This window comes from Ancylobacter sonchi (assembly GCF_018390695.1).
Taxonomy (GTDB): domain Bacteria; phylum Pseudomonadota; class Alphaproteobacteria; order Rhizobiales; family Xanthobacteraceae; genus Ancylobacter; species Ancylobacter sonchi.
Window position 1 is genome coordinate 34596 of sequence record NZ_JAHBGF010000020.1, and the last position, 18666, is coordinate 53261.

Sequence of the window (18666 nt, forward strand, 5' to 3'; positions counted from 1 at the left end):
GTCAGCCGAGCCATTCGCCGAGCGGGCGGATGGCGATGTCCGCTGCGCTCAGCCGGCCCCTGATCCGGCGCGCCATTTCCACCGCGCCATGCGTGTCGCCATGCACGCACACGGTATCGGCGCGCACCTTCAGCCGGCCGCCGCTGGCGGTGACGATCTCGCCATCCTCCACCATGCGCAGCACGCGCTCGGCGGCCTCGTCGGCGTCGTGGATCACCGCGCCGGGCAGCTTGCGCGAGACGAGGTTGCCATTGTCGGCATAGGCGCGGTCGGCATAGATCTCGCGGGCGATCCGCAGGCCGGCGGCCTCGCCCGCGCGCTCTGTCTCCAGACCCGGCATGACGATGAAGATGAGGTCGCGGTCGACCGCGCGAATGGCGCGCGCGACAGCGTCGGCGAGGGCGGCATCCTCATTGGCGAGATTGCCGAGCGAGCCGTGGGTCTTCACGTGCTGGAGCTTCTGTCCGGCGGCGTGCGCCAGCGCCTGCAACGCACCGATCTGGTAGATGAGATGCTTCTCCATGTCCTGCGGCCGCTCGCCCATGATCGGCCGGCGGCCGAAGCCCCACAGGTCGAGGAAGCTCGGATGCGCGCCGACGCCGACATCATTGGCTTTCGCCGCCTCTAGCGTCTTCGCCATGACCAGCGGGTCGCCGGCATGGAAGCCGCAGGCGATGTTGGCGGAGGTGACGATTTCCAGCATCGCGTCGTCGTCGCCCAGCGTATAGACGCCGAAGCCCTCGCCCATGTCGCTGTTGAGGTCGATGGTGGTCATGCCGTCACCGTTTCGCTGAAGGGATCTTGCGTGGCGCAGGCCACGCCGCTGATGAGGTTGAGGCCGAGCAGGCGCTCGCTGGACAGCGCAGCCGCCCCGAACACGACGGGTTCCAGTGCATCGATCAACCCCTTGAGGTTGGCCGCCGCGGCGCGGGCGGCCTCGGCGGCCTCGGCGGCGCTCACCCGTTCGAAGGTGATCTGATCGCCGGGCCGGAGCTGTGCCAGATGGGCGAGATCGGGGCCGATCACGGTCGCGATCTTGGGATAGCCGCCGGTGGTTTGCCGGTCGGCGAGTAGGATGATCGGCCGGCCATGGCCGGGGACCTGGATGCTGCCATTCGCGATGCCATCCGAGACGATGTTGAAGCCGGCGGCGTGCTCGACCTCCGCGCCGTCGAGCTGGCAGCCCATGCGGTCGGTGCGGCTGGAGAGCCGGTAGGTCGACGACAGGAAGGTGTCGATGCCGGCCGCCGTGAAGGCGTCGTCCTGCGGCCCCAGCACGACGCGCAGCCGGTGCTCGATGCCCGGGAGCCGGCGGCGGTCGAGCCGTAGCAGCGGGCCTTTGGCCGCGCCCTTCAACGGCAGCACGGCGCCGGCCGGCAAGGGGCCGCCGTCCAGCCCTCCAATGCGCGAGCGGGTATGGGTCGAGAGGCTGCCGAGCACCGGGGCGATGTCGAACCCGCCGGCCACGGCAAGATAGCCGCGCATGCCCCTGGCCGCTCGCCCGACCGCGACCTTGTCGCCCCGCGTCAGATCATGGGCCTGAAACGGCTCGGCCGGCCGGCCATTGATGGTGAGCGCCATCTCCGCCCCGGCGAGGGCGACACGGCAGTGCTCGGCGGCAACGGTGAACCCGATGCCGGCCATGGTCATCTCGATCACCCCGATGTCTGGAGGGTTGCCGGTAATCGCATTGGCAAGCCGCATGGCGGGAATGTCCATCGCGCCGGAATTCGAGATGCCGAACCGCTGATATCCGAAGCGGCCGGCATCCTGGAGCGTGGAGAACAGGCCGCCTTCTGTGATGGCGAGATGATCGCCGCTCATGCCGATGCTCCCTGCGCGGCGACGGCCTCGGCAACCAGCGCGCCCGCCTCGGCTGCCGCCAGCATGTCGCGATAGTCGTCCCCGGCGACGGGATAGAAGCGCAACGTGTCGCCCGGCGCGAACAGGAACGGCTTTTCGCGGCCGGGATCATAGGAGCGGACCGGTGTCTGGCCCAGGAGATGCCAGCCGCTCGGCACCTCGATCGGCGGCGAGACCGCGGCCTGGCGACCACCGATGGACACGCTGCGCGGCGGCGTCTTCGGGCGCGGATCGGTGCGGCGGCTGGTATGGATGCGCTCCGGAAGGCCCCCGAGATAGGCGAAGCCCGGTGCGAAGCCGATCATGTAGACGCGGTACAGCGCGCCGCTGTGCAGCGCGATCAGTTCCTCGGTCGCCAGCCCGTGCAGCCTCGCCACCGCGTCGAGGTCGACGCCATGTTCGCCGCCATAGAGCACGGGGATGCGCCACAGCGTGCCGCCTTCCGTTTCCGGCGCGCCACGAGTCTGGAGCGCCAGCAACTGCGAGGCGAGGGCGTCGCGCGCGATCCGCAACGGATCGAACAGCACCAGCAGCGAGCGATAGGTCGGGACGGTTTCGCGCACGCCGTCGATGGGGTGCACGCCGAGGGCGCGGTCGAGGGCGATCACCTGCCGATTCACGGCCTCGTCGACGTCGCTGCCGAATTCGACGACGAGGCCGCCTTCGCCGGCGTCGAGCACACGTGGGGGGATTGCGGACGTTTGATTCATGGCATGCGGCCGATCAGGGTAGACGGAGGATATCAGAAATATCTTTTATTATCAGATATTTATCTGATCTTCTCTTTTCAGGTTGCGGGCATGATCGGCCAGGAGCGTCGATCCTCAAAGACCAAATCGCAGGCATGTCATGCTCAAAAAATCCACTTGAATTCCGTCGGTATACCAAAGAAGTTCCAAGTGTGAACCTTTTCGTGACGCTACGGGACAACCGCCTGCCGCGGTTGCAACGTGTCCCCACAGGCGAGTGCCATGACCTTCGACAAAGCCGGCCGCATGGTTCTTCCCGCCGCCCATGGCAAGGCGGTCCGCCTGAAGGCCGGCTGGAGCGTGCGGGTGACCAACCCCTACGGGACGCAGGCGCTGGACTTCTGGGCATTCAACGCCACCGACCACGCCGAATTCCTGTCGATGGACAATGTGCGGTCGTTCAACAGCGTGGCCTATGTGAACAAGGGCACCGCGCTGGTCACGACGGAGCGGCGGCCGATCGTCTGCATCACCGAGGATTCCTCGGCCGGCAATCACGACACTCTGCTGTGCGCCTGCAATCCCGCGATCTACCGTGAGCTGGGCGTGAAGGGCTATCACCGCTCTTGCTCGGACAACATGCACGAGGCGCTGGGCGAGATCGGTGTCGCCTTCCCCGTCACCCCCGCCCCGCTGAACCTGTTCATGAGCGTGCATGTGCGCCCGGACGGATCACTGGAGCGCCTGCTGCCGCGCTCCGCACCCGGCGCGTCGATCACGCTGCGGGCGGAACTCGACGCGGTGCTGGCCTTCTCGAACTGTCCGCAGGACGTGACGACCATCAATGGTCCCGACCGCACGCCGAGGGATTGCCTGCTCGACATCCTTCCGCCGGAAGGCGCGGCCTGATGGCGGCCATCGCCGATAACGCGGCCGCGCCGCTCCTGCGCATCCGCGACCTGCGCAAGAGCTTCGGCAGCCACGAGGTGCTGAAGGGGATCTCGCTCGAGGTCCGCGCCGGCGAGGTGGTGTCGATCATCGGCGCCAGCGGCTCGGGAAAGAGCACCTTCCTGCGCTGCATCAATGTGATGGAGATGCCGAACGAGGGCTTCTTCGACTTCGAGGATTTCGCCTTCGACTTCCGCGCGGGCGCCCGCAACCAGCCGACCCCTGCGCAGCTCCGCGCGCTCCGGGCCCGCATCGGCATGGTGTTCCAGAGCTATAATCTGTGGCCGCACATGACGGTGCTCGAGAACGTCATCGAGGCGCCGATGCGGGTGAAGCGGCTTGCCCGCGCCGAGGCGGTGGCTATCGCCGAATCCCTGCTGGAGCGCATCGGCCTCGCCGACAAGCGCGGCGCCTACCCCAGCCGGCTATCCGGCGGCCAGCAGCAGCGGGTAGCCATCGCCCGCGCGCTCGCCATGAAGCCGCGCCTGATGCTGTTCGACGAAGTCACCTCGGCGCTCGACCCGGAACTGGTCGGCGAGGTGCTGGCCCTCATGGCCTCGCTGGCGCAGGAGGGCATGACCATGCTGCTCGTCACCCACGAAATCGGCTTCGCCCGCGAGGTGTCGACCCGCACCGTGTTCTTCGACCAGGGCCGCATCGCCGAGGACGGCTTGCCGCGCGACGTGCTGTATCGGCCGCAGAGCGAACGGCTGCAGCAATTCCTCCGGCGCGTGCTGCACGAGCATGTTGCGACCAGTGCCGCGAGGGAGGCGCATCCATGACCTTCAGCGAATGGCTCGACTTCTTCCTGCCCTACGTGCCGGGCTTCCTGCACGCCTCCTGGCTGGTGCTGGTGATCACCCTCCTGGTGATCGTCGTAAGCTGGGTGGCCGGGCTCGTCGTGGCGCTGGGCAAGGCCTCGCAGATCGGCGTCATCCGGCAGGCCAGCGCCTTCTACATCTGGTTCGTGCGTGGGACGCCGGCGCTCATCCAGATCTTCATCGTCTATTTCGGCCTGCCGCAGCTCGGGCTTGGGCTGTCGCCCTTCGTCGCCGGCGTGCTGGCGCTCGGCATCAATGGCGGGGCCTATGTGGCGGAGATCATCCGCTCGGGGCTGTCCGCGATCCCCAGGGGACAGGTGGAGTCCTCGCTGGCGCTCGGCATGAGCCGCTCGGAGACGCTGCGCCGCATCGTGCTGCCGCAGGTGGTGCGCATCATCCTGCCGGCGATCACCAATGAGGCGATCTCGACGCTGAAGAACACGTCGCTGCTCTCCACCATCACCGTGGTCGAGCTGACGCTCTACGCGCAGACCATCATCGCCACCACCTTCCGCCCCTTCGAGTTCTATGCCGCCACGGCGGTCCTCTACCTGATCATGACCACGCTGCTCTCGCAGATCGCGGCCATGCTGGAGCGTCACAATGCCCGTTACCTCTGACATCGCCGCGAAGGGGGCGCGCATCCGATGAGCGTGCTGCCGATCGACTCGCTGGAGACGCCGCGCTTCTGCGGCGTGCCCACCTTCATGCGCCTGCCGCAGGCGACGACGCTCGACGGGCTCGACGCCGCCATCATCGGCATCCCCTCGGATTCCGGCGCGCCGTTCCGTACCGGCGCGCGCTTCGCGCCGAACGCGGTGCGGGCGATCTCGATCATGCTGCGGCCGATCAATCCCTATCGCGGCGGCATCAACGTGTTCGAGCGGCTGCGGGTCGCCGATGTCGGCGACGCCGCCGTGGTGCCCGGCTATCTGGAAGAGACGCTTGCCCGCATCGAAGCGTCGGTGGCGACGCTGGTGAAGGCGGGCGTCACCCCGTTCGGCATCGGCGGAGACCATTCCGTGACGCTGGCGGAGCTGCGCGCGGTCGCGGCGACCCACGGCCCGGTCGCACTGATCCAGTTCGATTCCCACTCCGACACCTGGGACAAGTACTTCGCCGGGAAACGATACAGCGCCGGCACGCCGTTCCGCCGCGGCGTCGAGGAGAACATCATCGATCCCGCGCACTCGATCCAGGTCGGCCTGCGCGGATCGCTCTTCTCGCCGACCGATGTCAGCCAGTCGGTCGAGCTCGGCTATGAGGTGGTGACCACCGACGAGATGTTCGCCATGGGCATGCCGGCGCTGGCCGAGCGCATCGCGGCCCGCGCCGCCGGCCGCCCGGCCTTCCTGACCTTCGATCTCGACTTCGTCGATCCCGCCGCGGCGCCGGGAGTGGAGACGCCGGAGGCGGGCGGGCCGAATGCGCGCGAGACGCTGGACCTCCTGCGCCGGCTCAAGGGCATCAACCTGGTGGGGGCCGACGTGGTGGAGCTCAGCCCGAACTATGACGGGCCGGGCCAGATCTCCGCCCTGCTCGCTGCAACCGTCATGGCCGAGCTGCTGGCGCTCCATGCCGAGAGCCGGCCGGCGTCCTAGGAAAACAAGCAGTGCCGTCGCCTTCCGACAACGATCAAGGCAACCCACAGGGGACCACGATGCGCTTCTCTCTGCTTTCCTTGCTTGCCGCCGCCGCGCTCGGCGCGCTGGTGACGCACCCCGCCAGCGCCCAGCAGCTGGAGTTGATCCAGCCCGGCAAGATCCTCATCGCCACCGAAGGCACCTATCCGCCCTTCAGCATGCGTGCCCCGGACGGCACGCTCGACGGGCTGGAAATCCGCGTCGGCAAGGAGATCGCCAAGCGGCTGAACCTCGAATACACGCCGGTGATCATCAAGTGGGAATCGCTGCTGGTCGGCCTTGAGGCCGGGCAGTATGACTTCGCCTCCGACGCCATGGACATCACTGCCGAGCGGCAGAAGCAGGTGACCTTCGCCGATGGCTGGCTGGAGTCCGGCGGCCGTGTGGTCGTCAAAAAGGGCTCGGACATCAAGAAGTCCGCCGAGATCAAGGGGCGTACCGTGGGCGTGCTGGTCGCCTCGACCTGGCAGAAGCTGGCCGAGGAGCGCGGTGCCACGGTGAAGACCTACAAGGCCGAATCCGACGCGCTGCAGGACCTCGTGAATGGCAATATCGACGGCGTCATCACCGACTCCATCGCCGCCGCCTACGCTATCCAGGCCTCCAAGCTGCCGTTGGAGATGACCGAGGACTATGTCAGCCATGTCCAGAAGGGCTTCCCGTTCAAGAAGGGCAAGCCCAACCTCGTCAAGGCGGTGAACAAGGCGCTGGCGGACATGATCGCCGACGGCACCTATGCCAAGCTGACCACGCCCATCGTCGGCTATTCGCCGGCGCCGAAGGACCCGATCCGTACGCAGTTCTGACCGGGCCGGATCCACGTCCCTCCGGACACGCCGGCGGACCGCCGGCGTGTCCTCGCGCTTCGCATGCCCCGCCGGCGCGCCCGCCACGACGACGAGAGTAGATATGAAGGACACGGAAGAGCCCGCGATCGACATTCTCGATCCCGCGCCCAAGGCGCTGAGCCAGATGGCCTATGACCGGCTGCTCGACCAGCTCATCAAGCGCGAGATCCCGGTCGGTTCCGTGTTGCAGGAGCGCCGGCTGGCGGAATCGCTCGATATCTCGCGCACGCCGGTACGCGAGGCGCTGAACCGGCTGGAGAGCGAGGGCTTCGTGACCCGCAAGCCCGGCCGCGTGCTGGTGGTCAAGGAATTCTCGACCCGCGAGCTGATCGAGACGCTGCATGTGCGCCAGATCATGGAGAGCGAGGCGATCTCGCTCGCCACGCCGCGCATCCCCGAGGAGGAGCTCGGCGCGGTGGAAGCGGAAATCCGCGTGCTTCTCGCGACCCCCAGCCCCAGCGCGGAGGCCGACTGGCAGGTCGACAGCCGCCTGCACCGGATGATCGCGGCCCATAGCGGCAACGCCGTGCTCGCCGGGATGATCGAAAGCCTGCGGGTGAAGACCTACACGTTCAATCTCGACCGGGTGCCCGAGCGTTTCGAGATCGGCCACCAGGAACATCTTGCCATGATCGATGCCGTGCGCCGGCGCGACCGCGAGGCCGCGCGCGAGGCGATTCAGCAGCACATCGAGAATGTGAAGAAAAGCATCATCCTGAAACTCAGCAGTATTTGAGGACGCAAATGTCAGCTCAGAAAATCAGCGAGACGACGCGCGGTGTCTACATCATCTCGCCGACCCCCTTCACCGAGGACGGCAAGCTCGATCTCGCCAGCACCGACACCCTGCTCGACTTCTACGACCAGAAGCGGGTGACCGGCATCACCATCCTCGGCGTGCTCGGCGAGGCGGGAAAACTGACGCCGGAGGAATCCGCCCAGTTCCTCGACCATGTGATGAAGCGCGTCGACGGCACCAAGCCGATCGTGGTGGGCGCGACCAATCCCGGCACCGATAATCTGGTGCGCTTCGCCAACCGTGCGATGGAGAAGGGCGCCGCCGGCCTGATGATCGCCCCGCTGTCGGGGTTGAAGACCGACGACCAGATCTATGCCTATTGGGAGAGCGTGCTCACCCGTCTCGGGCCGGACATCCCGGTCTGCTACCAGGATTATCCGCAGACCACGCAGGTCGTGACCTCGGTGGCCGTGCTCAACCGCCTGATCGACGACTTCCCGAACTTCGTCATGCTCAAGCACGAGGAGGGCTCGGGCCTGTCCAAGATCACCAAGCTGCGCGAGCGCTCGGACGCCGGCAAGGGCCGGCGCGTCAGCATCCTCGTCGGCAATGGGGGGCTCTATCTGCCGCAGGAGCTGCGTCGCGGTGTCGACGGCGCCATGACGGGCTTCGCCTATCCCGAAATGCTGGTCGAGGTGTGCGAGAAATTCGCCGCCGGCGATGCCGAAGGCGCGGAGGACGTGTTCGACATCTACCTGCCGATCCTGCGCCACGAGCAGCAGCTCGGCTTCGGGCTGGCGGTGCGCAAGGAGATCCTGCGCCGGCGCGGAGCCATCGCCTGTGCCGCCACCCGCCATCCCGGCCCGAAGATGACGGCGCGCGACTATCAGGAACTCGACGAGCTGATGGCCCGTCTCGACCGCAAGCTGGGTCGCTGAACCATGGATCTGGGACTGAGGGGCCGCACCGCACTGGTGCTGGGCTCCAGCCGGGGACTGGGCGAGGCCATCGCCCGGACGCTGGCGGCGGAGGGTGCGCGCGTCATCGTCTGCGGGCGTGACGCGGGGCGCGTCGCCGGCGTGGCGGGCGACATTCGCGCGGCCGGAGGCGACGCCGGCGAACTGGTGCTGGACCTCGCCGACGGGGCGGGTCTGGCCGCCGCACTCGATACGCTGACCGTGCCGGTCGACATCCTCGTCAACAATAGCGGCGGCCCGCCGCCCGGCCCGGTCGCGCAGGCGAGCGCCGAGCAGTGGAGTCGCAGCTTCGAGGCCATGGTCGGCTCGCTCGTCGCCGTCACCACGCGGCTGCTGCCCGGCATGCGCGAGCGGGGTTTCGGGCGGGTGATCAACCTCGTCTCGTCCGGCGTCGCACAGCCGATCCCCAATCTCGGCCTGTCGAACGCGTTGCGCGCCTCGATCGTCGGCTGGGCGAAGACGCTGGCGACGGAAGTCGCCAGGGACGGCGTCACGGTGAACTGCGTGCTGCCCGGCCGCATCCACACCACGCGGGTCGACGAACTCGACGCCGCAGCGGCAAAGCGCTCCGGCTCGACGCCGGCGGCGATCGCCGAAGCGTCCCGCGCGACCATCCCGATGGGCCGCTATGGCGACCCGCAGGAGTTCGCCGACATGGTGGCGTTCCTGGCGAGCGCGCGGGCGAGCTATGTGACCGGCGCGCAGATCCGGGTCGATGGCGGTCTGATCAGGGGCGTGTGACGCCCAGTGGACGGCGCGCCGCGTGCGCGCCGTCAGATCGTCGACAGATGCCGGATGATCGAGGCCTTCACATTGTCGATGTGACGGGTCATCGCCGCCGCCGCGCCATTGCCGTCGCCCGCCTCGATGGCGCGGATGATGTCGATATGCTCGTGATAGACCGCTGCCGCGCGGTCCGGCATCCGGCCCAGATCGAAGATGCGGGTGCGCCGGCGCAGGTCGCGGATCATGCTCGCCATCAGCGGATTGCCGGAGGCGCCGGCGATCTCGTCATGCATCGCGGCGTCGAGCGCCGCGCTGCCGTCCGGGTCGGCGGCCTTGCGCCCGCTGGCGGTGGCCTCCTCCAGTTCTTCCAGTCGCTCGCGCAATCCGGCCAGCCGGGAAAGCTCGATCCGCCCCACGCAGAGCCTCGCCGCCTCGGGTTCCAGCAGGCGGCGAATATTGAGGATCTGCATGTATTCCGGCACGGTCATCTGCCGGACTTCGAGATAGCGCGCGCCGCGCCGCTTCAGGAGACCTTCGCTCTCCAGCATCAGCAATGCGTCGCGCAGCGGCGTACGCGAGACGTCCAGCGCATCGGCGAGGCGGCGCTCGGTCAGCACTTCGCCGCCGCGTAGCCGACCCGAGAAGATCATGTCCTCCAGGCGCCTGTGAACCTCGTGAGCGAGACGCCGAGGCGCGGCTTCTTCCAGGACCGGCTTATCCATTCCACCTGCTCGGGAGCGTCGAAAGGCTCAGAGGCCTGATCGCACTTTGCGTTGAGATGCCAAACCTGTCTATCGGCCAAGCCGTGTCGAGGCAATGCGCGCATGAATGCCACTCGGCTCCGAACGGGCCTCAAACGCACCTTGCCGGAATGAACTATGGACCTGACCGTTAGGTGATCGACGCGCCTCTTCGAAAGTGCGCGGCGCGTGCATTATCCTTGCCGCGGAGATCGTCAGGACCGGATTATGAGCACGAAACGGCGTACAGATTATGCGACCTATACCGCCCCGCACCACGGAGAGTGAGGCCTTTTCGGATTAGCGCGGCGGACATGCTTCGAAGGGCGTCAGCGGATTAGTTTCGAAGCTGTATTCAGAGAAGCCGCTCCAGGACGGATCCACATTCGGCGCAGCCAAAGCATGATGGCAGTGAGGTGCATGAAGGCCATGTCGTGGATGGCTCGACGGTCGTAGCGCGTGGCGAGGCGGCGGAAGTGAACCGCCCCGAGGTCGTCGGAGGCCAATTGGTTTTGGTCAAGCTGCCATGGTGGGCTCATCCCGCATGGCACAGTAACGCTCCTCAGCCTCGGCCGGCGGGATGTTTCCGATCGGCTCCAGCAGCCGGCGATTATTGAACCAGTTGACCCAGGTCAGCGTCCCGGCCTCCACGGCCTCAAAGGATCACCACGGCCCGCGCCGATGGATGAGTTCTGTAGAGGCCGTTAATCGTCTCGGCGAGAGCGTCGTCATAAGAGCCGCCGACGCTACCGATCGAGGGCGCGATGCCGGCCTCGGGAGGCGCTCGGTGCCTCGAATGCTGACGTATTGAGAACCCCTGTCGGAATGATGCACGAGGCCGCTACGGTGGGCGGGCCGTCGCTCATGCAGCGCCGGCTCCAGCGCGTCGAGCACGAAGCCGGCATGTGCGGTCCGCGAGACGGGCCAGCCGACGATCTGCCGAGCATAGACCGCTAAAGCCAGTGGCCTTTTGCCTTTGTGGCATTCGCCGACGCGGGGACATAACGGCCTGCGCACGGGCCGTCGCAGCGGGCATCGGAGTCGTCTTCGGCCCGGACGTCTTGCCGAGGGCATCGTGCCGCGCGCCGGCACCCGGAAATCGGGCTCGCAGCGGGCACCACGACCTATCCTTGCTGTCGCGGGCGATCCAAGCCTCCCTCTTTTCAGCGGCGTCCGCAGGCCTCACTGTGAACTCGGAAGAATTCGGCAGGCTTGCGCGGCGATAGCGTTAGATGAGGACCCATCCGGGAAGGAATGTTCATGGCCCTCGCCATCGCCCTTGCGGAGCGCAGTATCGTTCTCTTCGGCTTGCTGCTGTTTCTCGTGCAACTGGCCAGCTACGAGATCGGCTACCGCGTCGGCCGTCATCATCGGCCGGGCGCGGTCGCTGCCCAGCCGGAGGGCGTGGGGGTAGTGGTTGGCGGGATGCTCGGCTTGCTGGCCTTCGTGTTGGCGCTGACCTTGTCCTTCGCCAATGCACGGTACACCGAGCGGCAGGCGGGAGGGCTCGCCGAAGCCAACGCCATCGGCACCGCGTGGCTGAGAGCGAAGGCGATCGGCGATTCCCGAGCGGAGACGATCGCGCGCCTGCTTGAAGACTATACGCAAGTGCGGGCGGATTTCGTTCGTGTCCGGCGGGATGATCCGGCGCTGGATCGTCTCAATCAGCGGACCAATGCCCTCCAGTCTGAGATCTGGGGGCATGTGGCGGCGATGGTGCGCGAGCGGCCGGATCCGGTGGCCGCGGCCTTGATGACCTCGCTCAACGAGATGTTCGACGCCGGCGCCGCCGAGCGCTTCGCCTTCTATCTGCGGCTGCCGCTGCAGATCTTCTGGCTGCTCATCGTGCTGACGTTGGTGAGCATGGGGTGCCTCGGCTATCAGTTCGGCTTGCGAGGAAGGCCGCTGCGCATCCTGGTCGCGCTGCTGACGCTTATGTGGACGGCGGTCATCGTCATCATTCTCGACCTCGCCTCCGCTCGCCTCGGCTATTTGCGTACCGGCACCGCCGCTTATGAATGGACATTGCAGGGTTTCGCCGGCTCGGCGCCGCCGGCACTGCCGCCCGATGTGCCGCCGAAGCCGTAAGGGCGTCGAAGCGGCCGCGGAACGGTGCCGACGCTTCGCACGCTTCTGCGGTTCCGGTCGTCGTCGGCGTCGCCCTGCGTCGCAATCTGGTAATCGAGTTGTGGTGTTCGCTCGTTAAAAGACAAATCCCTGCCGATCCTTAAGGGATCGACAGGAGGTTTTCGGCTCGAATGGGCGAGCGAAGACGTTCAATCGACATGGGACCAGGGAGAGCAGCATGCAGCTCGGTGTCGTCGGCCTCGGCCGGATGGGAGGCAATATCGCGCGGCGCCTCGCCCGCGCTGGCCATTCCTGCGTGCTGTGGGACCGCAATCTCGCGGCGGTCGGCCAACTGGCCGACGAGGGCATGACGGCTGCCGCCGATCTCGCCGACCTGATCGCCAAGCTCGACGCGCCGCGCGCGGTGTGGGTGATGCTGCCGGCCGGCGCGCCGACAGAGGACACAGTGAGCGCGCTCGCCGCGCTGATGTCGCCCGGCGACATCGTCATCGACGGTGGCAACACCTTCTACAAGGACGACATCTGTCGCGCCGAGACGCTGGAGCCGAAGGGCATCCATTATGTCGACGTCGGCACGTCGGGCGGCGTCTGGGGCCTCGAGCGCGGCTATTGCATGATGGTCGGCGGCGCCAAGGCGGCGGTGGACCATATCGACCCGATCCTCGCCGCCCTCGCCCCCGGCAAGGGCAGCATCCCGGAGACGCCCGGCCGCGAGGGCCGCGATCCGCGCGCCGAGCAGGGCTACATCCATGCCGGGCCGGCCGGCTCGGGCCACTTCGTCAAAATGATCCATAACGGCATCGAATACGGCCTGATGCAGGCCTATGCCGAGGGCTTCGAGATCCTGAAGAACAAGAGCTCGGCCGCGCTGCCGGAGAACGAGCGCTACACGCTCGACCTGCCCGACATCGCCGAGGTGTGGCGGCGCGGCAGCGTGGTGTCCTCCTGGCTGCTCGACCTCACCGCGATCTCGCTCGCCCAGGACGAGCACCTCGCCGAATTCCCCGGCGAGGTGGCCGATTCCGGCGAGGGGCGCTGGACCGTGATGGCGGCGGTGGAGGAGGCGGTGTCGGCCGAGGTACTGACCGCTGCGCTCTATACCCGCTTCCGCTCGCGCCAGGACCACACCTTCGGCGAGAAGATGCTATCGGCGATGCGCTTCCAGTTCGGCGGCCACACCGAATTCAAGGCGAAGTAACGTTTCAGGACAGGTAATCGATCATGGCCGGCGAGACCGTCGTTCTCGGGCAGAAGGTGCTGGCGCCGGATACGGCACCCGCGCCAGCCTCCACCTTCTTCATCTTCGGCGCCTCCGGCGACCTTACCAAGCGGCTGCTGCTGCCCTCGCTGTACAACCTCGCCAATGAAGGGGTGCTGCCGGAGGATTTCGCCATCATCGGCGTCGACCACATCGAGCAAAGTGAGGAGGACTATCGCGCCTACCTCACCGAGGCGACCAAGGGGCTGCCTGGCTCCTGCGATGTCGGTGGCAATACCTGGAACTGGCTGATCAGCCGCATCGGCTACATCGCCGGCGACTTCGAGGACCCCGCCACCTATGGCCGCATCCGCGAGCGGCTCGACGGGCGGGCCGGGCAGACCGGCAATGCGGTGTTCTACCTTGCGGTAGCCCCGCGCTTCTTCGCCGCCATCTCCGAACAGCTCGGCGGCGCCGGGCTGCTCAAGGAGGAGGACGGAGCCTTCCGCCACATCGTGGTGGAGAAGCCCTTCGGCTCCGACCAGCCCTCGGCGCGCGCACTCAACAAGCGCCTGCTGGCGGTAGCCGACGAGCGGCAGATTTACCGGATCGACCATTTCCTCGGCAAGGAAACCGTGCAGAACATGATGGCGCTGCGCTTCGGCAACGGCATCTTCGAGCCGATCTGGAGCAAGGAATATATCGACCACGTGCAGATCACCGCCGCCGAGACGGTGACGGTGGAACAGCGCGGGCGCTTCTACGACGCCACCGGTGCGCTGCGCGACATGGTGCCGAACCACATGTTCCAGCTGCTCGCCATGACGGCGATGGAGCCGCCGAACTCCTTCGACGCCGATGCGGTGCGCACCGAGAAGACCAAGGTGATCGAGGCGATCCGCCACATGAAGCCAAGCGACGCCATCGGCGCGGCGGTGCGCGGGCAGTACCGCGCCGGCATCATCAACGGCCAGCCGGTGAAGGATTATCGCGCCGAGCACGACGTCGCGCCCGACAGCCGCACCGAGACCTATGTGGCGCTGAAATGCTTCGTCGATTCCTGGCGCTGGAACGGGGTGCCCTTCTATGTGCGCACCGGCAAGGCGCTCTCCGTGCGGCGCACCGAGATCGCCATCCAGTTCAAGCGTGCGCCCGGCGTGCTGTTCCGCCACCTGCCCACGGCGCTGAAGCCGAACCTTATGGTGATCCATGTGCAGCCGGACGAAGGCGTCTCGCTGCGCTTCGCCGCCAAGGTGCCCGGCCGCAAGGTGAAGCTGTCGGAAGTCGAGATGGACTTCAAATATGCCGACTACTTCAAGGCGGCGCCGTCCACCGGCTACGAGACGCTGATCTATGACTGCCTGTGCGGCGACCCGACGCTGTTCCAGCGCGCCGACACCATCGAGGCGGGCTGGGAGGCGGTGGAGCCGATCATCGACGCCGTCGCCGGCGGCGACGACGACGTGCAATTCTATTCTGCCGGCTCCAGCGGCCCGGCCATGGCCGATGTCATGCTGGCGCAGGACGGTTTCCAGTGGCTCTCTCTCGATCAGATGCGGACGCGATGAACAGTTCCCCTACCCCCTCCGGCCGCATCTCGCTGATGGTGTCCGACGTCGACGGCACGCTGGTCGACAAGCAAAAGGCGGTGACGCCCCGCACCGCCGCCGCGGTGCGGCGGCTGCGCGAGGCCGGCGTGCATTTCTGCGCCGTCTCGGCGAGGCCGCCGCGCGGCATGAAGATCCTGGTCGAGGCGCTCGGCCTCGACCTGTTCGGCGGCTTCAATGGCGGCGAGATCCTGCGCGGCGACTTCTCGGTGGTCGAGCAGCATTTCATTGCCCGCGAGGCGGCGCAGACCGGCATCGAGGTGATGCGTCAGCGCGGCGCCGGCATCTGGGTGTTTGCCGACAATGAGTGGTTCCTCACCGATCCCGACAACCAGTATGTCGCCGGCGAGATCCGCACGGTGGCCTTCCAGCCGACGGTGGTGAGCGCCTTCGGCGACCATGTCGCGCGGGCCGGCAAGATCGTCGGCGCCTCCAGCGACTTCGCCATGCTGGAGGCCTGCGAGGCCGAGCTCCAGCCCTTGCTGGGCAGCGGCGCGACGGTGAAGCGCTCGCAGCCGAAATATCTCGACCTCACCCCGCCCGGCACCGACAAGGGCCATGCCGTGCGCGCCTTCGCGGCGCATTACGGGGTGCCGCTCGACGAGGTGGCTGTCATCGGCGACATGCACAACGACCTGCCGATGTTCGCTAATGCCGGCCTGCGCTTTGCCATGGGCAACGCCGCCGACGAGGTGAAGGCGCAGGCGGATGTCGTCACCACCGCCAATGACGCGGACGGCGTGGCCCACGCCATCGAGCATTTCGTGCTGCCGCGCGCGGGACGCTGAAGAGCGCGGTTGACCGCGGGTCGTGTGGCGGGGAAATGGGGATCGGTTTGTTTTTGCCCGGCGCTGCCGGGTGCAAGGAGTGGAGTGGAATATGATCGTCGAAGTGGCCGAGCTCACCATCAAGCCGGGCGATGAGGCAGCCTTCGAGGCCGGCGTGGCGGAGGCAGCGCCGCTGTTCCTCCGCTCCAAGGGCTGTCACGGCCTGACGCTGCAAAAGGTGGTGGAGACCCCCAACGTCTACCGGCTGCGGGTCAATTGGGAGACGCTGGAGAACCACATGGTGGATTTCCGCGGCTCGGAGGAATTCCAGACGTGGCGCAAGATCGTCGGCGGCTTCTTCGCCGCGCCGCCGGCGGTGACGCATGAGGCCGAGGCCGCGCGCTACGGTGTCTGACGTCGTTGCGCCCGGTCGCCTCGCGGCGGCCGGGCGTTTTGCCGCCTACCAGTGATAGGCCAGCGTTGCCAGCACGCTGCGGCCGGCGCCGACGAAGCACTGATAGGCCGAGGCGCAGGCCGACACGTAATATTTGTCGGCAAGGTTCTGCGCGGTGAGCGAGAAGCGCCAGCCGTCGCCGGCGCCCGGCGTGCCGCCGAAATCGTAATGCAGCGCGGCGTCGAACAGCACCCGGTCCGGCACCACCATAGCGGCGGTGTTGGTCTGGTCGCCATAGGTCTCGCCGATATAGCGCGCACCGCCGCCGAGCGTCAGGCCGGCCAGTTTCCCGGTGCTCCAGGTGTAGTCGACCCAGGCCGAGGCGGCATTGCGCGGCACGCCCACCGGCGTCTTGCCCTGCACGCCGGCGACGTTGCTCTGCGTCACCTCGGCGTCGGTATAGGCATAGGCCAGCGTCAGGTTGACGCCGGGCAGCACCTCCGCCTTGCCGGAGAACTCGAAGCCGCGCGATTCCACCTCGCCGGTCTGGGTCTGGCAGGTGGCGCTGCTGCACAGGGTGAGCGCGGTGTTGGTGCTGGTGTGCTGGGTGTCGGTGGTCAGCACATTCTGCTGGGTGAGTTCGTAATAGGAGGCGGTGAACAGCCCGTTGAAGGTGGTGGGCTGGTACTTCACGCCGGCCTCGAACTGCCGCGCCGTGGTCGGCTCGAACGGCACGCCGCCATATCCCGTGCCCATCACCGGGTCGAAGGAGGTGGCGTAGCTGACATAGGGCGCGATGCCGTTGTCGAACTGGTAGAGCAGGCCGCCGCGATAGGTGAAGGCGGTGTCGTCGCTGGAATAGCTGACCTTGCTGCCGCTCGACAGCGTCGTGGTCGTGGTGTCGCCGGTCAGGTAGTCCTCGCGGATGCCGAGCAGCGCGTGCCAGTTGCCATAGCTGATCTGGTCCTGCGCATAGCCGCCAAGCTGGGTGCGGTCGGCCGACTGGTTGGTGGTCAGCTTGGGCGAGGCGATGTTGCTCCACACCGGCGACAGGTAGTTCACATAGACCGTGCTGCCGGTGCCGTAGGTGGCATCGGCGTCGTAGCGCTGCAGGTCGACGCCGAACAGCATCGTGTGGTCCAGCGGGCCGGTGGCGAATGTCGCCTGCGCCTGGTTGTCGAGGGTCAGGCCCTCCAGCGATTCGATGTAGCGCGACGGCGAGAGGCCCATGCACAGATAGGCCTGCCCCCCGCAATTGGCCGCCGATGCCCAGACGCTTGACGTCGCCACTGCGGAGAGCGCCTTGAAGTCGGTGTCGAGCCACATGTAGCGGAAGTTCTGCCGCAGGGTCCACACGGTGTCGACATCGTGCTCGATGCGGTAGCCGAGGCTGGTCTGGGTGCGGTCGAAGCCGGAATAGGGGCTCTCATTGGGCGAGAAATTGCGCGGGATCTGCCCGTTCGGGTTGGTCTGCAGGGTGCCGAGTGCCGGTAGCCAGGTGGAGTAGTAGCTCTCCGGGTCGCGCTCATAGGTTGCCTGCAGCTCGACGCGGGTGTTCTCCGTCGGCTTGAACGACACCATAGGCGCCACCAGGATGCGCTCGCCTTCCGAGCCGTCGACCTCGCTGTCGGTGAGCCGCCCGAGCGCGATGAGGCGGTAGAGCGCCGAGCCGTCCGGCAGCAGCTTGCCGTTCAGGTCGACGCCGAGCTCGGACTCGCCATAGCTGCCGATGCCGGCGATGATCTCGTTCCTCGCATTCGCATCCGGCCATTTGCTGACGAGGTCGATGCTGCCGCCCGGATTGGTCTGGCCATAGACCGTCGACATCGGCCCGCGCACGATGTCGATGCTCTGCAGCAGGTAGGGATCGATGCTCGGAACGGCGTAGTTGAGCCCCTTGAACAGCCGCAGGCCGTCCCAGAACTGCACGTAGTTGGCATTGCCGCCGAAGCCGCCGAAGCCGCGCATGATGATGCTGTCATAGCGATTGCCGGGGCGGGCGTCGGAGATCACCCCGGCCTCGTAGCGCAGCGCTTCCTGCACGGTCTGCGAGCCTTGCACTTCGATCTGCTTGTCGGTGACGACGGAGATGGAGATCGGCGTCGTCTCGATCGGGGCATCGGTCTTGGTGGCGGCAGTGGTGCGGCGCGCCACATAGCCTTCCGTCTTCTGCTGGTCGCCGGTGACCTCGATGGTGTCCAGCGTCACCGACGTTTCGCCGCTCGATTGAGCGAGAATCGGCGAGGCCAGCGGCAGCAGGGTCAGCGTCAGGGCAAGCCCCGACGCCCGACGCAGGAGACGTGCTCGCATTCGTAGATGTCCTTTAATTTACGTAACGTAAGATTAGACTTGCGTAGAATAAGATTTGAAATCGCGATTGATCATGATTTCGTGAGATGACGAATAATATTCGATCTTCAGATCTGTCAATGAAGGTTGAGTATATTGGAATTTTTACAATTTCATGCTCTTGAAAATGGAAACGCCCGCCATATGGCGGGCGGCTCTGTTTTTTTCTAGGCTATGAAATATTTTGGATGGTCGAGGTGACGAGCGGTCCGCGGCCAGCCGGCGGCTCCGGCTATCGCCGGTATCGGCGGTGATGCCGCTTACCCGGG

Annotated in this window: 17 protein-coding genes and 2 pseudogenes; 13 read left to right on the forward strand and 6 right to left on the reverse strand. The window is 66.7% G+C overall.

The window, feature by feature from the left end; all coding sequences use genetic code 11:
- Position 1: 1 nt before the first annotated feature.
- Genes KHC28_RS10840 through pxpB form a run of 3 tightly spaced genes read right to left on the reverse strand, consistent with a single transcriptional unit; the run spans position 2 to position 2573 of the window.
- On the reverse strand, positions 2–775 hold the full coding sequence (locus tag KHC28_RS10840; protein WP_214008377.1) for a LamB/YcsF family protein: 774 nt from the start codon (positions 773–775) through the stop codon (positions 2–4).
- Positions 772–1824 carry a 5-oxoprolinase subunit C family protein gene (locus KHC28_RS10845; RefSeq protein WP_214008378.1) on the reverse strand — a complete coding sequence of 351 codons (1053 nt, stop codon included), beginning with the start codon at positions 1822–1824 and terminating at the stop codon, positions 772–774. The genes KHC28_RS10840 and KHC28_RS10845 overlap by 4 nt, the downstream gene beginning before the upstream one ends.
- The gene (gene pxpB, locus KHC28_RS10850; RefSeq protein WP_214008379.1) at positions 1821–2573 is read right to left on the reverse strand and encodes a 5-oxoprolinase subunit PxpB; all 753 of its coding nucleotides are present in this window, start codon (positions 2571–2573) and stop codon (positions 1821–1823) included. The genes KHC28_RS10845 and pxpB overlap by 4 nt, the downstream gene beginning before the upstream one ends.
- A 261-nt stretch (positions 2574–2834) precedes the next feature.
- Between pxpB and KHC28_RS10855 the strand changes: the two genes are divergently transcribed.
- The 8 genes from KHC28_RS10855 (at position 2835) to KHC28_RS10890 (ending at position 9269) form a co-directional block, all read left to right on the forward strand.
- The gene (locus KHC28_RS10855) at positions 2835–3461 is read left to right on the forward strand and encodes a DUF1989 domain-containing protein (protein ID WP_214008380.1); all 627 of its coding nucleotides are present in this window, start codon (positions 2835–2837) and stop codon (positions 3459–3461) included.
- On the forward strand, positions 3461–4282 hold the full coding sequence (locus KHC28_RS10860) for an amino acid ABC transporter ATP-binding protein (RefSeq protein ID WP_214008381.1): 822 nt from the start codon (positions 3461–3463) through the stop codon (positions 4280–4282). The genes KHC28_RS10855 and KHC28_RS10860 overlap by 1 nt, the downstream gene beginning before the upstream one ends.
- The gene (locus KHC28_RS10865; RefSeq protein WP_214008382.1) at positions 4279–4941 is read left to right on the forward strand and encodes an amino acid ABC transporter permease; all 663 of its coding nucleotides are present in this window, start codon (positions 4279–4281) and stop codon (positions 4939–4941) included. Before KHC28_RS10860 ends, KHC28_RS10865 begins: the two co-directional genes overlap by 4 nt.
- A gap of 27 nt (positions 4942–4968) precedes the next feature.
- Entirely contained in the window at positions 4969–5922 is a 954-nt protein-coding gene (locus tag KHC28_RS10870) for an agmatinase (RefSeq protein ID WP_214008383.1), read from the forward strand.
- A 59-nt stretch (positions 5923–5981) separates the two neighbouring features.
- Entirely contained in the window at positions 5982–6770 is a 789-nt protein-coding gene (locus KHC28_RS10875; protein WP_214008384.1) for a transporter substrate-binding domain-containing protein, read from the forward strand.
- A 103-nt stretch (positions 6771–6873) separates the two neighbouring features.
- On the forward strand, positions 6874–7548 hold the full coding sequence (locus KHC28_RS10880) for a GntR family transcriptional regulator (protein WP_214008385.1): 675 nt from the start codon (positions 6874–6876) through the stop codon (positions 7546–7548).
- 8 nt (positions 7549–7556) lie between these two features.
- A complete protein-coding gene (locus tag KHC28_RS10885) occupies positions 7557–8489 on the forward strand; it encodes a dihydrodipicolinate synthase family protein (RefSeq protein ID WP_214008386.1) in 933 nt (310 codons plus the stop codon).
- A gap of 3 nt (positions 8490–8492) precedes the next feature.
- Positions 8493–9269, forward strand: a complete 777-nt coding sequence (locus tag KHC28_RS10890; RefSeq protein ID WP_214008387.1) for an SDR family oxidoreductase — start codon at positions 8493–8495, stop codon at positions 9267–9269.
- A gap of 32 nt (positions 9270–9301) precedes the next feature.
- Here the strand turns inward: KHC28_RS10890 and KHC28_RS10895 are convergent, their stop codons facing one another.
- The gene (locus tag KHC28_RS10895; protein WP_281419098.1) at positions 9302–9976 is read right to left on the reverse strand and encodes a GntR family transcriptional regulator; all 675 of its coding nucleotides are present in this window, start codon (positions 9974–9976) and stop codon (positions 9302–9304) included.
- Positions 9977–10510: 534 nt separating this feature from the next.
- Positions 10511–10945, reverse strand: a pseudogene (locus KHC28_RS10900) (DDE-type integrase/transposase/recombinase); the annotation flags it as partial.
- Between the two features lie 309 nt (positions 10946–11254).
- Here KHC28_RS10900 and KHC28_RS10905 point away from each other — a divergent pair.
- The 5 genes and pseudogenes from KHC28_RS10905 to KHC28_RS10925 all read left to right on the forward strand — a co-directional run bounded on the left by KHC28_RS10905 (position 11255) and on the right by KHC28_RS10925 (position 16069).
- Entirely contained in the window at positions 11255–12082 is an 828-nt protein-coding gene (locus tag KHC28_RS10905; protein ID WP_214008389.1) for a bestrophin-like domain, read from the forward strand.
- A 193-nt stretch (positions 12083–12275) separates the two neighbouring features.
- Positions 12276–13280 (forward strand): annotated as a pseudogene (gene gnd, locus KHC28_RS10910) (phosphogluconate dehydrogenase (NAD(+)-dependent, decarboxylating)); the annotation flags it as partial.
- A 23-nt stretch (positions 13281–13303) separates the two neighbouring features.
- The gene (gene zwf, locus KHC28_RS10915; RefSeq protein WP_214008391.1) at positions 13304–14848 is read left to right on the forward strand and encodes a glucose-6-phosphate dehydrogenase; all 1545 of its coding nucleotides are present in this window, start codon (positions 13304–13306) and stop codon (positions 14846–14848) included.
- The gene (locus KHC28_RS10920; protein WP_214008392.1) at positions 14845–15675 is read left to right on the forward strand and encodes a Cof-type HAD-IIB family hydrolase; all 831 of its coding nucleotides are present in this window, start codon (positions 14845–14847) and stop codon (positions 15673–15675) included. The genes zwf and KHC28_RS10920 overlap by 4 nt, the downstream gene beginning before the upstream one ends.
- 91 nt (positions 15676–15766) lie before the next feature.
- Complete coding sequence (locus KHC28_RS10925) at positions 15767–16069, forward strand: antibiotic biosynthesis monooxygenase family protein (protein WP_214008393.1); 303 nt, start codon at positions 15767–15769, stop codon at positions 16067–16069.
- Between the two features lie 45 nt (positions 16070–16114).
- Here KHC28_RS10925 and KHC28_RS10930 read toward each other — a convergent pair whose 3' ends face one another.
- The gene (locus KHC28_RS10930; RefSeq protein WP_214008394.1) at positions 16115–18358 is read right to left on the reverse strand and encodes a TonB-dependent siderophore receptor; all 2244 of its coding nucleotides are present in this window, start codon (positions 18356–18358) and stop codon (positions 16115–16117) included.
- Positions 18359–18666: the final 308 nt, after the last annotated feature.

Excerpts from the sequence above, each read along its gene's own strand:
- KHC28_RS10840 (WP_214008377.1), bottom strand. The coding sequence starts at position 775 with ATGACCACCATCGACCTCAACAGCGACATGGGCGAGGGCTTCGGCGTC.
- KHC28_RS10845 (WP_214008378.1), bottom strand. The coding sequence starts at position 1,824 with ATGAGCGGCGATCATCTCGCCATCACAGAAGGCGGCCTGTTCTCCACG.
- pxpB (WP_214008379.1), bottom strand. The coding sequence starts at position 2,573 with ATGAATCAAACGTCCGCAATCCCCCCACGTGTGCTCGACGCCGGCGAA.
- KHC28_RS10855 (WP_214008380.1), top strand. The coding sequence starts at position 2,835 with ATGACCTTCGACAAAGCCGGCCGCATGGTTCTTCCCGCCGCCCATGGC.
- KHC28_RS10860 (WP_214008381.1), top strand. The coding sequence starts at position 3,461 with ATGGCGGCCATCGCCGATAACGCGGCCGCGCCGCTCCTGCGCATCCGC.
- KHC28_RS10865 (WP_214008382.1), top strand. The coding sequence starts at position 4,279 with ATGACCTTCAGCGAATGGCTCGACTTCTTCCTGCCCTACGTGCCGGGC.
- KHC28_RS10870 (WP_214008383.1), top strand. The coding sequence starts at position 4,969 with ATGAGCGTGCTGCCGATCGACTCGCTGGAGACGCCGCGCTTCTGCGGC.
- KHC28_RS10875 (WP_214008384.1), top strand. The coding sequence starts at position 5,982 with ATGCGCTTCTCTCTGCTTTCCTTGCTTGCCGCCGCCGCGCTCGGCGCG.
- KHC28_RS10880 (WP_214008385.1), top strand. The coding sequence starts at position 6,874 with ATGAAGGACACGGAAGAGCCCGCGATCGACATTCTCGATCCCGCGCCC.
- KHC28_RS10885 (WP_214008386.1), top strand. The coding sequence starts at position 7,557 with ATGTCAGCTCAGAAAATCAGCGAGACGACGCGCGGTGTCTACATCATC.
- KHC28_RS10890 (WP_214008387.1), top strand. The coding sequence starts at position 8,493 with ATGGATCTGGGACTGAGGGGCCGCACCGCACTGGTGCTGGGCTCCAGC.
- KHC28_RS10895 (WP_281419098.1), bottom strand. The coding sequence starts at position 9,976 with ATGGATAAGCCGGTCCTGGAAGAAGCCGCGCCTCGGCGTCTCGCTCAC.
- KHC28_RS10905 (WP_214008389.1), top strand. The coding sequence starts at position 11,255 with ATGGCCCTCGCCATCGCCCTTGCGGAGCGCAGTATCGTTCTCTTCGGC.
- zwf (WP_214008391.1), top strand. The coding sequence starts at position 13,304 with ATGGCCGGCGAGACCGTCGTTCTCGGGCAGAAGGTGCTGGCGCCGGAT.
- KHC28_RS10920 (WP_214008392.1), top strand. The coding sequence starts at position 14,845 with ATGAACAGTTCCCCTACCCCCTCCGGCCGCATCTCGCTGATGGTGTCC.
- KHC28_RS10925 (WP_214008393.1), top strand. The coding sequence starts at position 15,767 with ATGATCGTCGAAGTGGCCGAGCTCACCATCAAGCCGGGCGATGAGGCA.
- KHC28_RS10930 (WP_214008394.1), bottom strand. The coding sequence starts at position 18,358 with ATGCGAGCACGTCTCCTGCGTCGGGCGTCGGGGCTTGCCCTGACGCTG.